The organism is Pseudomonas sp. 22072, assembly GCF_052046095.1.
In the GTDB taxonomy this organism is placed as follows: Bacteria; Pseudomonadota; Gammaproteobacteria; order Pseudomonadales; family Pseudomonadaceae; genus Aquipseudomonas; species Aquipseudomonas paracarnis.
Genome location: NZ_JBQEQE010000039.1, coordinates 20986 through 35657, shown reverse-complemented (window position 1 = coordinate 35657; position 14672 = coordinate 20986). Strand labels below are relative to the sequence as shown.

At 61.5% G+C, this 14672-nt stretch carries 12 protein-coding genes, 3 tRNA genes and 1 riboswitch; of the genes, 7 read left to right on the top strand and 8 right to left on the bottom strand.

Annotated elements, in window-relative coordinates; all coding sequences use genetic code 11:
* Window positions 1-4: 4 nt before the first annotated feature.
* The 5 genes from ACTJLA_RS25180 to uvrB form a co-directional block, all read right to left on the bottom strand.
* Window positions 5-80: transfer RNA gene (locus tag ACTJLA_RS25180), tRNA-Ala, on the bottom strand.
* A gap of 50 nt (window positions 81-130) precedes the next feature.
* Window positions 131-206 (bottom strand) — tRNA-Glu (locus tag ACTJLA_RS25175).
* Between the two features lie 79 nt (window positions 207-285).
* Window positions 286-361, bottom strand: a tRNA-Ala gene (locus ACTJLA_RS25170).
* 147 nt (window positions 362-508) lie between these two features.
* Window positions 509-1990 carry a glutamate--tRNA ligase gene (gene gltX / locus ACTJLA_RS25165; RefSeq protein ID WP_032896132.1) on the bottom strand — a complete coding sequence of 494 codons (1482 nt, stop codon included), beginning with the start codon at window positions 1988-1990 and terminating at the stop codon, window positions 509-511.
* Window positions 1991-2176: 186 nt separating this feature from the next.
* Window positions 2177-4192, bottom strand: coding sequence for an excinuclease ABC subunit UvrB (gene uvrB / locus ACTJLA_RS25160; RefSeq protein WP_003192575.1), 2016 nt, complete (start codon window positions 4190-4192; stop codon window positions 2177-2179).
* 343 nt (window positions 4193-4535) lie between these two features.
* Between uvrB and ACTJLA_RS25155 the strand changes: the two genes are divergently transcribed.
* Both ACTJLA_RS25155 and ACTJLA_RS25150 read left to right on the top strand, forming a co-directional pair.
* Window positions 4536-5732 carry an amino acid aminotransferase gene (locus ACTJLA_RS25155; RefSeq protein WP_034116881.1) on the top strand — a complete coding sequence of 399 codons (1197 nt, stop codon included), beginning with the start codon at window positions 4536-4538 and terminating at the stop codon, window positions 5730-5732.
* Window positions 5733-5832: 100 nt separating this feature from the next.
* On the top strand, window positions 5833-6042 hold the full coding sequence (locus ACTJLA_RS25150) for a hypothetical protein (protein WP_005789784.1): 210 nt from the start codon (window positions 5833-5835) through the stop codon (window positions 6040-6042).
* Window positions 6043-6119: 77 nt separating this feature from the next.
* Here the strand turns inward: ACTJLA_RS25150 and ptrR are convergent, their stop codons facing one another.
* Window positions 6120-7013, bottom strand: a complete 894-nt coding sequence (gene ptrR / locus ACTJLA_RS25145; RefSeq protein WP_054898576.1) for a putrescine utilization regulator PtrR — start codon at window positions 7011-7013, stop codon at window positions 6120-6122.
* A gap of 247 nt (window positions 7014-7260) precedes the next feature.
* Here ptrR and ACTJLA_RS25140 point away from each other — a divergent pair, with 247 nt between their 5' ends.
* Window positions 7261-8655 carry an aldehyde dehydrogenase family protein gene (locus ACTJLA_RS25140; protein ID WP_054898577.1) on the top strand — a complete coding sequence of 465 codons (1395 nt, stop codon included), beginning with the start codon at window positions 7261-7263 and terminating at the stop codon, window positions 8653-8655.
* Between the two features lie 18 nt (window positions 8656-8673).
* Here the strand turns inward: ACTJLA_RS25140 and ACTJLA_RS25135 are convergent, their stop codons facing one another.
* Window positions 8674-8979, bottom strand: a complete 306-nt coding sequence (locus ACTJLA_RS25135) for a protealysin inhibitor emfourin (RefSeq protein WP_054921648.1) — start codon at window positions 8977-8979, stop codon at window positions 8674-8676.
* A 29-nt stretch (window positions 8980-9008) separates the two neighbouring features.
* Entirely contained in the window at window positions 9009-10070 is a 1062-nt protein-coding gene (locus tag ACTJLA_RS25130; RefSeq protein WP_054898578.1) for a M4 family metallopeptidase, read from the bottom strand.
* A 136-nt stretch (window positions 10071-10206) separates the two neighbouring features.
* Between ACTJLA_RS25130 and ACTJLA_RS25125 the strand changes: the two genes are divergently transcribed.
* The 4 genes from ACTJLA_RS25125 (at window position 10207) to ACTJLA_RS25110 (ending at window position 14336) form a co-directional block, all read left to right on the top strand.
* Complete coding sequence (locus tag ACTJLA_RS25125; RefSeq protein ID WP_096143283.1) at window positions 10207-11136, top strand: DNA/RNA non-specific endonuclease; 930 nt, start codon at window positions 10207-10209, stop codon at window positions 11134-11136.
* Between the two features lie 119 nt (window positions 11137-11255).
* A riboswitch (cobalamin riboswitch) is annotated at window positions 11256-11448 on the top strand.
* Between the two features lie 115 nt (window positions 11449-11563).
* Window positions 11564-12574, top strand: coding sequence for an ABC transporter substrate-binding protein (locus tag ACTJLA_RS25120; RefSeq protein WP_034126223.1), 1011 nt, complete (start codon window positions 11564-11566; stop codon window positions 12572-12574).
* Window positions 12571-13575 (top strand): iron ABC transporter permease, encoded by a 1005-nt coding sequence (locus ACTJLA_RS25115; protein ID WP_314550007.1) that lies wholly within the window; start codon window positions 12571-12573, stop codon window positions 13573-13575. The genes ACTJLA_RS25120 and ACTJLA_RS25115 overlap by 4 nt, the downstream gene beginning before the upstream one ends.
* A complete protein-coding gene (locus ACTJLA_RS25110; protein ID WP_054898581.1) occupies window positions 13572-14336 on the top strand; it encodes an ABC transporter ATP-binding protein in 765 nt (254 codons plus the stop codon). Before ACTJLA_RS25115 ends, ACTJLA_RS25110 begins: the two co-directional genes overlap by 4 nt.
* Window positions 14337-14672 lie beyond the last annotated feature (336 nt).

Here is a 14672-nt window from a genome sequence, read left to right as displayed (position 1 = left end):
AAATTGGTGGAGCTAAACGGGATCGAACCGTTGACCTCTTGCATGCCATGCAAGCGCTCTCCCAGCTGAGCTATAGCCCCGGATTTTTCGTCTCGCGACGCAGCAGACCTTTCGAGCTGCTTGTTGAAACTGGCGTCCCCTAGGGGACTCGAACCCCTGTTACCGCCGTGAAAGGGCGGTGTCCTAGGCCACTAGACGAAGGGGACAAAACCTTCTGTACATCTGATCAGAGCTGAGACCTGATCAATTCAAGGACGGTGTGGCCGGAACCTTGAACCTGTAAATTGGTGGAGCTAAACGGGATCGAACCGTTGACCTCTTGCATGCCATGCAAGCGCTCTCCCAGCTGAGCTATAGCCCCTCATCGGTGAGGACGGGGCGAATCTTAATGGCGGTTTGGAAACGTGTCAAATTTATTTTCAACAATTTCCAAAATTTTTTGCCGGGATAACAATCACTTACCGACGAAACCCCGGAAAACCGGGGTTTCGTGCCCTAAGCGGCCTGCTTAGGCGATAGCGCCCAGCAGCTTTTCCCATTCCTTGTTTTCTTTCTTCGACACACCACCAAGCAAATCAAGGGCTTGGCGCAGACGGAAACGGGTCAGGTCCGGGCCGAGAATTTCCATCGCATCGAGCACAGACACCGAACTGGCCTGCCCGGTGATGGCGGCAAACATCAGCGGCATGGCATCGCGCAGTTTCAGCTCAAGGGATTCCACCACCGCCTGGATGGTCGCGGTGATCGCATCCTTCTCCCACTGACGCAGGCTTTCAAGCTTCCACAGGATCAACTGCATCAGCTGGCGAACCTGGTCACCGGAAAGCTTCTTGGACTCGAACAGCTTGGGATCGGGATTCACGCCGCCAGCAAAGAAGAAACTGGCCAAGGGCGCGACCTGGCTGAACGTCTCTACCCTGCCCTGCACCAGTGGCGCTATCTTCATCATGTACTCGGGGTTCAACGCCCACTGCTGCACACGGCTGGCGAACTCTTGCACCGGCAGGTCACGCAGCCACTGGCCGTTGAGCCACGAAAGCTTCTCGATATCGAAGATCGGGCCGCCGAGGGAGACGCGGGACAGGTCGAAGTTGTCGACCATTTCCTGCAACGAGAACTTCTCGCGCTCGTCCGGCATCGACCAGCCCATGCGGCCCAGGTAGTTGAGCATCGCCTCGGGCATGAAGCCCATGCGCTCGTAGAAGGTCACCGACGTGGGGTTCTTGCGCTTGGACAGCTTGCTCTTGTCCGGGTTACGCAGCAGCGGCATGTAGCACAGCTGCGGTTGCTCCCAGCCGAAGTATTCGTACAGCAGGATCAGTTTCGGCGCCGATGGCAGCCACTCTTCGCCGCGCAGCACATGGGTGATGCCCATCAGGTGGTCATCGACCACGTTCGCCAGGAAGTACGTCGGCAAGCCGTCGGTCTTCATCAGCACCTGCATATCCATGCGGTCCCACGGGATCTCGACGTCACCGCGCAGCATGTCCGGCACCACGCAAACGCCTTCGCTTGGCACTTTCATACGAATGACGTGAGGCTCACCGGCGGCCAGGCGCGCAGCCACTTCTTCCTTGGACAACAGCAACGCACGACCATCGTAACGCGGGGTCTCGCCACGGGCCTGCTGCTCGGCGCGCATCTGGTCCAGTTCTTCGGCGGTGCAGAAGCACGGGAAGGCATGGCCCATGTCAACCAGTTGCTGGGTGTATTGCTTGTAGATGTCGCTGCGCTCGCTCTGGCGATACGGGCCATGCGGGCCGCCGACATCCGGGCCTTCAGCCCAGGTAATGCCCAACCAGCGCAAGGCATCGAAAATCTGCTGTTCCGACTCACGGGTGGAACGCAGTTGATCGGTATCTTCGATCCGCAGGATGAATTCACCACCATGCTGCTTGGCAAAGCAGTAGTTGAACAGGGCGATGTAAGCAGTACCGACGTGGGGATCCCCAGTAGGCGATGGCGCAATGCGCGTGCGGACGGTGGTCATGGCAGGTCTCGAATGGGCGATAAAACTGAAAATTGAAACAAGGGGCGAATGGTAACAGCCTGGGGGATATCTGGAAAACCGAGGCGCGGCCATCGCAGGCAAGCCAGCTCCCACATTTTGACCGCATTCACAGATCAATGTGGGAGCCGGGCTTACACGCGATGGGGCCAGCCCAATCAACGCAAATCAAACAGCCAGCAGGCGCTCACGCAACTTGCCAATCTCATCCCGCGTCTGCGCCGCCGCCTCAAACTCCAGATCCCGCGCCAACTGGTACATCTTCTCTTCCAACTGCCGAATCCGCTTGGTGATCTCACTCGGTGAGCGCAGTTCGTTTTCGTACTTGGCGCTCTCCTCGGCGGCCTTGGCCATGCCCTTGCGCTTCTTGCTGCGCGAGCCGGGCACGGTGGCGCCTTCCATGATGTCGGCAACGTCCTTGAACACACCTTTGGGGGTAATGCCGTGTTCCAGGTTGAACGCGATCTGCTTGTCGCGACGACGCTGGGTCTCGCCAATCGCACGCTCCATGGAACCGGTGATGCGGTCCGCATACAGGATCGCCCGTCCATTGAGGTTACGCGCCGCTCGGCCGATGGTCTGGATCAGCGAGCGTTCGGAGCGCAGGAAGCCCTCCTTGTCCGCATCCAGGATCGCCACCAGCGACACTTCCGGCATGTCCAGGCCTTCACGCAGCAGGTTGATCCCCACCAGCACATCGAAAGTGCCCAGGCGCAGGTCGCGGATGATTTCCACGCGTTCCACGGTGTCGATGTCCGAGTGCAGGTAACGCACGCGCACGCCGTGGTCGGCCAGGTAATCAGTCAAGTCTTCGGACATGCGCTTGGTCAGGGTGGTGACCAGCACCCGCTCTTCCAGGGCCACGCGCTTGTTGATTTCAGAGAGCAAGTCGTCGACCTGGGTCAGCGCCGGGCGAATTTCGATTTCCGGGTCCACCAGGCCAGTGGGACGTACCAGTTGCTCGATGACGCGGCCCGCGTGCTCGGCTTCATAGTTGCCGGGCGTAGCGGAGACGAAGATGGTCTGCGGGCTGATGGCTTCCCACTCGTCAAAGCGCATTGGCCGGTTGTCCAGCGCCGACGGCAGGCGGAAGCCGTACTCCACCAGGGTTTCCTTACGTGAGCGGTCACCCTTATACATGGCCCCCACCTGCGGCACGCTGACGTGGGATTCGTCGATCACCAGCAAGGCGTCCGGCGGCAGGTAGTCATAGAGCGTCGGTGGCGGCGCCCCGGAGTCACGGCCCGACAGGTAGCGCGAGTAGTTTTCGATGCCGTTGCAGTAGCCCAGCTCCAGGATCATCTCCAGGTCGAAGCGAGTGCGCTGCTCCAGGCGCTGGGCTTCCACCAGCTTATTGTTGGAACGCAGGTATTCCAGGCGCTCGGCCAGCTCGACCTTGATGCCCTCGATGGCGCCCATCAAGGTTTCGCGTGGGGTCACGTAGTGGCTTTTCGGGTAGAAGGTAAAGCGCGGCAGCTTGCGGATCACCTCGCCGGTCAACGGGTCGAAGGCCGACAGGCTTTCAACTTCATCATCGAACAGCTCGATGCGGATCGCTTCCAGGTCGGATTCGGCCGGGTAGATGTCGATCACATCGCCGCGCACCCGGAAGGTGGCGCGGGCAAAATCCATGTCGTTACGGGTGTACTGCAGGCTCGCTAGGCGGCGCAACAGTTCGCGCTGGTCGAGTTTGTCGCCACGGTCGACGTGCAGCACCATCTTCAAATAGGTTTCCGGGCTGCCCAAGCCGTAGATGCACGACACCGTGGTGACGATGATCGCGTCTTTGCGCTCCAGCAGTGCCTTGGTGGCCGACAGCCGCATCTGCTCGATGTGGTCGTTGATCGACGCATCCTTCTCGATGAAGGTATCGGAGGATGGCACATAGGCTTCGGGCTGGTAGTAGTCGTAGTAGGAAACGAAGTACTCCACCGCGTTGTTGGGGAAGAACGCCTTGAACTCGCCGTAGAGCTGCGCCGCCAGGGTTTTGTTTGGCGCCAGCACCAGGGTCGGGCGGTTGGTCTGGGCGATCACATTGGCGATGCTGAAGGTCTTGCCGGAACCGGTCACCCCAAGCAGCGTCTGGTGCGCCAGGCCGGCCTCGATGCCTTCGACCATCTGACGAATGGCTTCCGGTTGATCGCCGGCGGGTTCAAAACGGGTAACGAGCTGGAAATCCGACATAACGTACCTCGTGAAGTCACCCCAGACTCGACACCGCCAGGGACGAAATAGCTCAGCAACCCGCGATTAGTCATCGCAGGTTGCAGGAAAAAACCATGATAGCTGTAGAAGTGGTGTCGAATGTGACGGGTTTCAAGGCCGTCTTCCTACACGACCTTTATCGTCAATGTTGCAATAAGACTAACGGTCAGCAAATAAACCGAAAAACTTGGCCGAAAAGCCGTTTCCGTTGTCGCTCTCAGCCGTGATGGCCTCTATACTAGCTCCCCGTTTGTGCACCGCTCTAGTGCATTCGGCTGGAGCGCGACACGTCCCTCCTACCCCCCATAGAGCTGCCGCAAAAATGAGCCTGTTCTCCGCTGTCGAAATGGCACCACGCGATCCAATCCTGGGCCTCAACGAAGCATTCAACGCCGACACACGAACCACCAAGGTGAACCTTGGCGTGGGCGTTTACTGCAACGAGGAGGGGAAGATTCCACTCTTGCGTGCCGTTGCCGAAGCGGAAGCCATTCGTGTGGCGCAACATGCCGCCCGTGGCTACTTGCCAATCGACGGCATCGTGGCGTACGACCAGGCCGTGCAAAAGCTGCTGTTTGGCGCTGAGTCGCCACTGTTGAGCGCAGGCCGTGTGATTACCGCCCAGGCCGTGGGCGGCACTGGCGCGCTGAAAATCGGCGCCGACTTCCTCAAGCAACTGCTGCCCAACGCCGTCGTCGCCATCAGCGACCCAAGCTGGGAAAACCACCAGGCGCTGTTTGAAAAAGCCGGTTTCCCGGTGCAGACCTACCGCTACTACGACGCCGCCACCCACGACGTGAACCGTGCCGGCCTGCTCGAAGACCTCAACGCCCTGCCGCCACAGTCCATCGTGGTGCTGCACGCTTGCTGCCATAACCCGACCGGCGTCGACCTCAGCCCGGCCGACTGGCAAAACGTGCTGGACGTGGTCAAGGCCAAGAACCTGGTGCCGTTCCTCGACATGGCCTACCAGGGCTTCGGCGATGGCATCCACGAAGACGCCGCCGCGGTGCGCCTGTTCGCTGAGTCGGGCCTGACCTTCTTTGTATCCAGCTCGTTCTCCAAGTCGTTCTCGCTGTATGGCGAACGCGTAGGCGCGCTGTCGATCGTCAGTGAGTCCAAGGAAGAAAGCGCGCGCATCCTGTCCCAGGTCAAGCGTGTGATCCGCACCAACTACTCCAACCCGCCGACCCACGGCGCAGCCATCGTCGCCGCCGTACTCAACAACCCGGAACTGCGCGCCCAGTGGGAAGCCGAACTGGCCGAGATGCGCCTGCGCATCCGTGGCATGCGCGAGCAGATGGTGGCCGAACTGGCCAAGGCTGCTCCAGGCCATGACTTCAGCTTCGTCGGCCGCCAGCGTGGGATGTTCTCCTACTCCGGCCTGACCGTTGAGCAAGTCACCCGCCTGCGCACCGAATTCGGCATCTATGCGCTGGATACCGGTCGCATCTGTGTGGCGGCGCTGAACCAGTCGAACATTGGTGCAGTGACCAAGGCGATTGTCCAAGTGCTGTAAGCGGACACACGTTATACGAAGGGGGAAGCCAATGGCTTCCCCCTTTTTATTGGCGAACGCACTAGACTGAACACCGACTGCCCCTTGCTGTGAGAGCTTTATGAGAAACGACGACCTGGATCTGCGCGCCGACCGCGACGAACTGCACGACTACGCCCCACGCGCACCGCAAGCCAAGCGGCAGAAGAGCTTGGTGCTGCAGGTAGCGCTGGGAGTATTCCTCGGTGGGTTGGCGTTATGGCTGGTACAACTGGGCGCCACGGCAATCATGGCCAAACTAGCCATGGGCACCCTGCAATTTGGTGGCTGACCCGCTCTCCTGTAGGAGCGAGCTTGCTCGCGAAAAACCCAAAGACACCGCGTTCATCCAGAATGCCCGCGTTATCGTTAACGGTCTTCGCGAGCAAGCTCGCTCCTACAAAACCCGCGTTCTTCCAGCAGTTTTACAAAGCTGTTCAAACTCTGCGACACCGTGCCCCGCCGCCAGATCAGCCAGGTATTCAAGATACGGAACGTGTCGGGCAGCGGCCACACGCTCACCGCCGCACACCCCGGCATACTCTCCAGCATACTGCGCGGCATCAGCGCCAGCCCGGCCCCGGCGCTGACACAGGCCAACATGCCATGGTACGACTCGATCTCGAAGATCCTGCCGGGCACCGCGCCATCCTGTGAGAACCAGCGTTCGAAGTGATGCCGGTACGAACAGTTGGAACGAAACGTATAGATGTTCTCGCCATTCACATCCTGGCCGCGGGTGATCGGCGCGTGATGCAGCGGCGCAATCACCACCATCTCTTCCTCGAACACCGCCACACCCTCCAGCGTGGAATGCAGCACCGGCCCGTCGACAAAGGCCGCCGTCAACCGACCCGACAGCACGCCTTCGATCATGGTGCCCGAGGGGCCAGTGCTCAGGTCCAGCTCGACCTTGGTGTATTGCTGGTTATACGCCGCCAATAATGCCGGGATACGCACCGCCGCCGTGCTCTCCAGCGAGCCCAGGGCAAAGGCGCCCTGGGGCTCCTCCCCCGCCACCGTGGCGCGGGCTTCCTGTACCAGGTCGAGAATACGCCGCGTGTAGCCGAGGAAATTCCACCCCGCCGGAGACAAACGCAAGCGACTCTTCTCTCGGATGAATAACTCCACGCCCAAATCCTGCTCCAGTTGCTTGATGCGCGTGGTGAGGTTCGACGGCACCCGATGAATCAACTGGGCGGCAGCGCTGATGCTGCCTTGCTCGGCAACGGCCTTGAAGATTTCCAGCTGCACCAGATCCAAATCATTCTCCAATCATGCACATGATCGTTCCCACGCTCTGCGTGGGAACGCTGCCTCGGACGCGCCGCGTCCGATCGTTGGCGCATAGGTCTTTGACGCGGAGCGTCATGGGATGCATTCCCACGCAGAGCGTGGGGACGATCTAACATTCTCGAATTGAGAACATATTACTTATTATTATTCAGTTTCCAGAAAACATACAACACCGTACGCTGGCCCTATTCCACTCATTCAGCCGGACGGTGCCATGAACAATGTTATCTCCCACCAGACCCACGCCCTGTCGATCAACCCCGCCAACGGCGAAACAGTCGGCAGCTACCCCTACGAAAGCGCAGAACAACTGAACGCCGCCCTCGCCCGCTCGACCACTGCCTTCCGCACCTGGCGCCGCACGCCTGTGAGCCAGCGCGCCGAATACCTGCTGGCCCTGGCTGCCGCCCTGCGTGAGCAAGCTGAAGAGATGGCGCAAATGATCACCCTGGAAATGGGCAAACCCATCGCCCAGGCCCGCGCCGAAATCGAAAAATGCGCGCAACTGAGCGAATGGTACGCCGCCCACGGGCCGGCCATGCTCGCCCCGGAGCCCACCCTGGTGGACAACGGCAGCGCCCGGATCGAATACCGCCCACTGGGCCCGATCCTCGCGGTAATGCCGTGGAATTTCCCGGTGTGGCAAGTGCTGCGCGGCGCGGTGCCGACCCTGCTCGCCGGCAACACCTATGTGCTCAAACACGCGCCAAACGTGATGGGCAGCGCCTATCTGATCCAGCAAGCGCTGCGTAAAGCCGGTTTCGCTGAAGGCGTGTTCGAAGTGATCAACGTCACCCAGGAGGGCGTGTCCGCTGCCATCGCCGACCCACGCATCGCCGCTGTGACCCTCACCGGCAGCGTGCGCGCAGGCATCGCCATCGGCTCACAGGCCGGGGCCGCATTGAAGAAATGCGTGCTGGAACTGGGTGGCTCCGACCCGTTTATCGTGCTCAACGACGCCGACCTCGACGCCGCCGTGCAAGCCGCGGTCATCGGCCGCTTCCAGAACAGCGGCCAGGTCTGCGCCGCCGCCAAGCGCTTGATCATCGAAGCGGGCGTGGTTGAAGCCTTCACCGCCAAATTCCTTGAAGCCAGCCGCGCCCTGGTGATGGGCGAGCCCACCGCGGACGCCACCTATATCGGCCCCATGGCGCGCTTTGATCTGCGTGACGAACTGCACGGCCAGGTCCAGGCGACCCTGGAAGAAGGCGCCACGCTGCTGCTGGGCGGCCATAAAGTCGCGGGCGCGGGCAATTACTATGAACCGACCATCCTGGCCGACGTCACCGACCACATGACGTCGTTCAAACAGGAACTGTTCGGCCCCGTGGCATCGATCATCACCGCCCGCGACGCCGAGCACGCCGTGGCGCTGGCCAATGACAGCGAGTTTGGCCTGACCGCGAGCATCTTCACGGCCGATTCCGCAAAGGCGCGGGCGATTGCCGATCAGTTGGAAACCGGCGGGGTCTTTGTCAACGCGTTCAGCGTGTCGGACCCGCGGGTGGCATTTGGCGGCGTGAAGAAAAGCGGGTTCGGCCGCGAGCTGTCGCACTTCGGCGTACGCGAGTTCTGCAATGCGCAGACGGTATGGCTGGATCGTAAGTAGCCTGCCAGCATTGGCGCTTCAACAATTAATATGCCGTCGCACGCACTGCACCAAACCGTCCAGTGCCGGGGGATTCACCGGCGCGAGTACACAGACTGTGTGCTCGCGCTCGCCCTCCGCTACTGTCAGAGTGTAATGCACTCGACCTGGGTTGCCAGGCTCGGGATCGGTGCTTTGCGGCAACTTGAAAAACTCGGATGCTTCAATCAGTTGCCGCAACTCCTGCTGGTCGGGCTCGGGCAACGTATCCAACTCCACCGTACGCGGCTTGGCCAACCCCGGAAAAAACGCTGGTCCGCCGCTTTCCTTGATTGAAATTCGCATGGCTGTTCCTCGCCGCACAGGCGGCTTCGTCAAACGTTGATACCCACCGCTTTCCAGCCTTCCTTGACTGCCTTGTGCTCAGCTTTGTTCACACCATAAAGCTGGCCGGCAATATCATGGGTGATGCGCGCAAAACGCAAAAACCCGGAATTGGGCCGCAGCCGCGAATCGCGCAGTGCGTCATACCAGATACGCCCGGCACGCTCCCAGGCGAACCCGCCAATCCGGGTGGCCACCTGATAGAACGCGTGGTTGGGGATGCCGGAATTGATATGCACCCCGCCATTGTCCTCGTAAGTTTGCACAAAATCATCCATGTGCCCAGGCTGTGGGTCTTTGCCCAGCAGCTTGTCATCAAACGCAGTGCCTGGCGCCTTCATCGAGCGCAGCGCCGTGCCCTTGATCTTTTTGGTAAACAGCCCCTTGCCGATCAACCAGTCGGCGTCCTCGGCCGTTTGCTTCAGCGCGTACTGCTTGATCAACGAGCCAAACACATCCGACAACGACTCGTTCAGCGCACCGGACTGGTTGAAGTACATCAGCTTGGCCTCATCCTCGGTCACGCCATGGGCCAACTCATGTCCAATAACGTCGAGTGCCACGGTGAAGCGGTTGAACAACTGCTGGTCACCATCGCCGAACACCATCTGGGTCGAATTCCAGAAGGCATTGTTGTAGTCCTGGCCGAAGTGCACCGTGGCGTCCAGCGCCATGCCCGCATCGTCGATAGAGTTGCGGTCGAATACCTGGTCAAAAAAATCGAAGGTGGCGCCCAGGCCGTCATAGGCTTCGTCTACTGCGGCATCGCCACTGGCGGGCTGCCCTTCACCGCGAATCAGCTTGCCGGGCAGGCTGTCGGTGTTTTCGGCGCTGTAGATCGAGCGTTGCTTCTCGGCGCCCACGGCCAGTGCCATGCGGGCCGGGCCCTTGGCGGGTACCGCGACCATGCGCAACGAGCGGAACGTGCTGTCCTTGGCACGCGTGCGTAATGCGACTTCCCGTTGGGCTTTGTCGCCGTGGCGGGCGATCTGGTCGAGCATGTACGGCGGGATCAGGCAAAAAATCGGGTTGCGCGGTTGGCGAACACACATGAGCTGGCTCCTTTTTGGCGTGTGATGAACGTCCGGGTAACGGTTTTCAGGATAGTCCTGAGTTAGCCACCTGGGCCAAATTGTCATGGTTTTGTGTTTCAGTGGTGTTTATCCCAGGCCCATAAGGAACATGCCCATGCCCGCCCGCGCAGCCAACATCGACCTTTCCCACCGCCCAAGGCTTGCCGACCTGCGCCCATTGGTCGCGGCCAGCCCCACCCTGCTGGAAGCCAGAGCCGCGACGCCGCGCGTCACCGCGGCCAAGGACCTCAAAAACCGCGCTGGCTATGCCGACGACTTCCTCAGCGACTTCGTGGTGCCATGGCCCACGGTTGACCAGCCACTGGCGGGCGATGTGCAACCCAAGCGCCTGGACTACACGCACTTCTCCATCACAATGTCGCGCGCTCGACGACTGGCGCTGTACGTGGGGGTGAATATCGATGGCGCCAAGCATGTGGACATCACGCGCAGCAACGACACCTGGGCCTACGATGGTCGCCTGCCCCTGGATGCGCAGGTAGGTGAAGACCTTTATGCCGGCAATGGCCTGGACCGCGGCCACCTGGTGCGGCGCCAGGACCCCAACTGGGGCGACGAGGCCAACACCGCCAACTTCGACACCTTTCACTTCACCAATTGCTCACCCCAAATGAGCGGCTTCAACCAGAAGACCTGGCTGGAGCTCGAAGACTACATCCTCGACAACACCCAGCGCTGGAAAGCCCGGGTCACGGTGTTTACCGGGCCAGTGTTCGCCGATGACGACCGACTGTACCGTGGCGTGAAAATCCCCAAGGCGTTCTGGAAAGTAGTGGCCTACCTCGGCGACGATGGCAAGCCGTCCGCCAGCGCCTACACGATTGACCAGAGCCGCGAGCTGGGCCAACTCGACCTGGTATTCGGCCCGCTGCGAACCTACCAGCGCAGTGTGATTGCGATCGAACAATTGACCGGCATCCGCTTCGCCAACCTGGCCGACTACGACGGCTTCAGCAACGAAGAGCGCGCCACAGGCACCCGGATCGAAGCGCTGATCCGCGGCCCCCAGGATATTCGGCTCTGACGCTTCTTTTGTAGGAGCGAGCTTGCTCGCGAAGCACCTGAGAACGCCGCGGCGCATCAGGCTCCCCGCGTTATCGTTAGCGACCTTCGCGAGCAAGCTCGCTCCTACAGGGGGTGATCGCTTACCATACCGCCGCCGGTTCCCGTATGGGACTAACAGGGAATTCGAAACGCCGCACGCGACGTGAAACGAAACTGCCCCCGCAACTGTAGATGCCGAGCCTGCCCTTGAATGCCACTGGACCACGTCCGGGAAGGCGGGGCATGGCGACGACGCATCAGTCAGGAGACCTGCCGGCCCAGCTAACTCACTAACCGGCGGGGTGTCCGGGAAGGACATCCTGGCCCTGCGCATCTGCAGCCTCCATGGGCGTATTTCCGAGCCGTACCTCCCCTGCTGCACCTACGGTTCACAAGGAGATCGCCTCATGCTGCCACGCGTTACCGCCCTGATCGCAGGCTTGGGTATGTGTGCCCTGGCGCAAGCCGCGCCCACTCAGTACCCGCTGACCCTGCAAAACTGCGGCAGCACCCTGACCTTCCAGCACGCCCCCGCCCGCAGCGTCACCATCGGCCAGGCCGCCACCGAGATGCTGTATGCCCTGGGCGTGGGCGACAAGGTGGTCGGCACTTCGCTGTGGTTCAACAACGTGGCGGCGCAGTACAAGGCCCAGGACGATCACATCGAGCGCCTGGCCAACAACGAGCCCAGCTTCGAAGCCGTACTCGCCAAGCGCCCGCAACTGGTGGCCGCCGAGCTGGAATGGGTGGTGGGCCCCCAAGGCGTGGTCGGTACCCGTGAGCAGTTTCATGAACTGAAGATCCCCACCTACCTGTTGCCGTCCGATTGCGAAGGCAAGGACAACCTGGTCGGCGCCGACGGCACGCGATTGGAGCCCTTTCGCATCGAGACGATCTACCAGAGCCTCCAGCAACTGGCGCAGATTTTCGACGTGCAGGATCGCGGCCAACAACTGACCGACGAACTCAAGGCGCGCCTGGCCAAGTCCGTCGCCACGGCCCAGGGCAAGGGCTTGCAGCAAGCCAGCGCACTGGTGTGGTTTTCCAGCGCCGAAATGGCCAGCGACCCTTACGTAGCCGGCCACAAAGGCGTGCCGCAATTCATGCTGCAAACCCTTGGCTTGCGTAACGTGGTGCAGTCCGATGAGGAGTGGCCTGCCGTCGGCTGGGAAACCATCGCCAAGGCCAATCCCACCTTCCTGGTGATCGCACGCATGGATCGCCGTCGCTACCCGGCCGACGACCATGAAAAGAAACTCGCCTTCCTGCGCAGCGACCCCGTGACCCGCAACATGGACGCGGTGAAGAACAACCGCATCATCATCCTCGACGCTCTGGCCTTGCAGGCGAGCCTGCGCACCTTCGAGGGCCTTGAACAACTGGCGGCCGCCATTGACGGCTACCACCTGGGCCAATGATGCGCACCCTACTCGCCCTGGCGTTGCTGCTGCTCGCCCTGCTCGCTGGCGTCGCCATCGGTGAAACCGCCATCGAACCGCAGGTGGTGCTGCAGGTGCTCGCCAATAAACTCTGGGGCGCCAGCTATGCACTGGACCCCATCGACGAAGGCGTGGTGTGGAACTACCGCCTCACCCGTGCATTGGTGGCCGCAGCTTGCGGCGCAGGGTTGGCGACGTGCGGCGTGATCCTGCAATCGCTGCTGCGTAACCCGCTGGCCGACCCGTACCTGCTGGGCATCAGCGCCGGCGCGTCAACCGGTGCGGTACTCGTGGCCTTGATAGGCGTGGGCGGTGGCCTGGTGTCGTTGTCGGCGGGCGCGTTTGTGGGGGCGATGGCGGCCTTTGCGCTGGTGACTCTGCTGGCGCGGGCCAGCGGATCGTCCAGCGGCACCGGGCAGATTATCCTCGCGGGCATCGCCGGTTCACAGTTGTTCAATGCCCTGACCGCGTTCCTGATCACCAAGTCGGCCAGCTCCGAACAAGCCCGCGGCATTATGTTCTGGCTGCTGGGCAACCTCAGCGGCGTGCGCTGGCCGTCGGTGTGGTTGGCGGTGCCGGTGGCGGTCGTGGGGCTCGCCGTGTGCCTGTGGCACCGGCGTGCACTGGATGCGTTCACCTTCGGCAGCGACGCGGCAGCCTCCCTCGGCATCCCGGTGCGCCGCGTGCAATTTGTGCTGGTGGCCTGCGCCGCGTTGGTGACGGCGGTGATGGTGTCTATCGTCGGCTCCATCGGGTTTGTCGGCCTGGTGATTCCCCATGCGGTGCGCCTGTTGCTTGGCACCGGGCATTCGCGTTTGCTGCCAGCCAGTGCCTTGGGTGGCGCGCTGTTTTTGATCGCTGCAGACGTGCTGTCGCGCACCTTGATCAAGGGCCAGGTGATTCCGGTGGGTGTGGTCACCGCATTGGTGGGCGCGCCGGTGTTTGCGCTGATCCTGATCGGCCGGAGGAATGCCCGATGAGCGTACTCAGTTGCCGCGGCCTGGGCTTCAAAGTGCGTGACGCGCAGTTGCTGCGTGACATTGACCTCGACGTGCAGTTGGGTGAAACCCTCGGTATCGTCGGGCCCAATGGTTCAGGCAAATCCACCCTGCTCAAATTGCTGGCCGGATTACGTGTGCCGGCCAGCGGCGAAGTTCGCCTGGGTGGCAAGCGGCTCGGTGAATTGTCGCGCCGCACCATCGCGCAACAGCTGGCGGTGGTGGAGCAACAGGCCGACACCGACGACGCCATCCGCGTGTTCGACGCCGTGGCCCTGGGCCGCACACCGTGGCTGTCGGCATTGAGCCCGTGGTCGCGTGAAGACGATGCCATCGTGCACCAGGCCCTGCATGACGTAGACGCCACCCACCTGAGCCAACGCGCCTGGCGCAGCCTCTCGGGTGGCGAACGCCAGCGCGTGCACATCGCCCGCGCCCTGGCGCAACGCCCACAGATTTTGTTGCTGGATGAGCCGACCAACCACCTGGATATCCAGCATCAACTGGCAATTCTCAAAGGCGTGCAAGGCTTGCCCGTGACCACCTTGATTGCGCTGCATGATCTGAACCAGGCGTTGACCTGTGATCGCCTGGCCGTGCTGGATCGCGGGCAACTGGTGGCGCTGGGCGCGCCGCTAGAGGTGCTGACGCCACAGCGCTTGCAGGAGACATTCGGGGTGCAGGGGCATTACCTGACGGACCCGTTCGACGGCGCGCAAATCCTGCGCCTGCGCTCCAACTGAATCCGTACGTTGGGGCAGCTTGCTCTGGTGACGGTCTGACTGCCAACTGTGATCCAAATGTGGGAGGGGGCTTGCCCCCGATGAGCATAGGTATCTACACAACTTCGGTACGACGCTAAACCTGTGGCGAGGGAGCTTGCTCCCGCGACGGCCTGGCAGCCGACGCTGATCTAACTGACGCACCGCGATCCAACTGTGGGAGCTGGCTTGCCTGCGAAGACGGCTTGACAGTCAACACAGTTGGACCGTGTACATTTCCATTCCTGCGGTAACGGCCACTTAGGGTTCCGCCCTGACGGCGGCTCACTTTGCAAAAGCGGCAAAGTAAGCAAAACG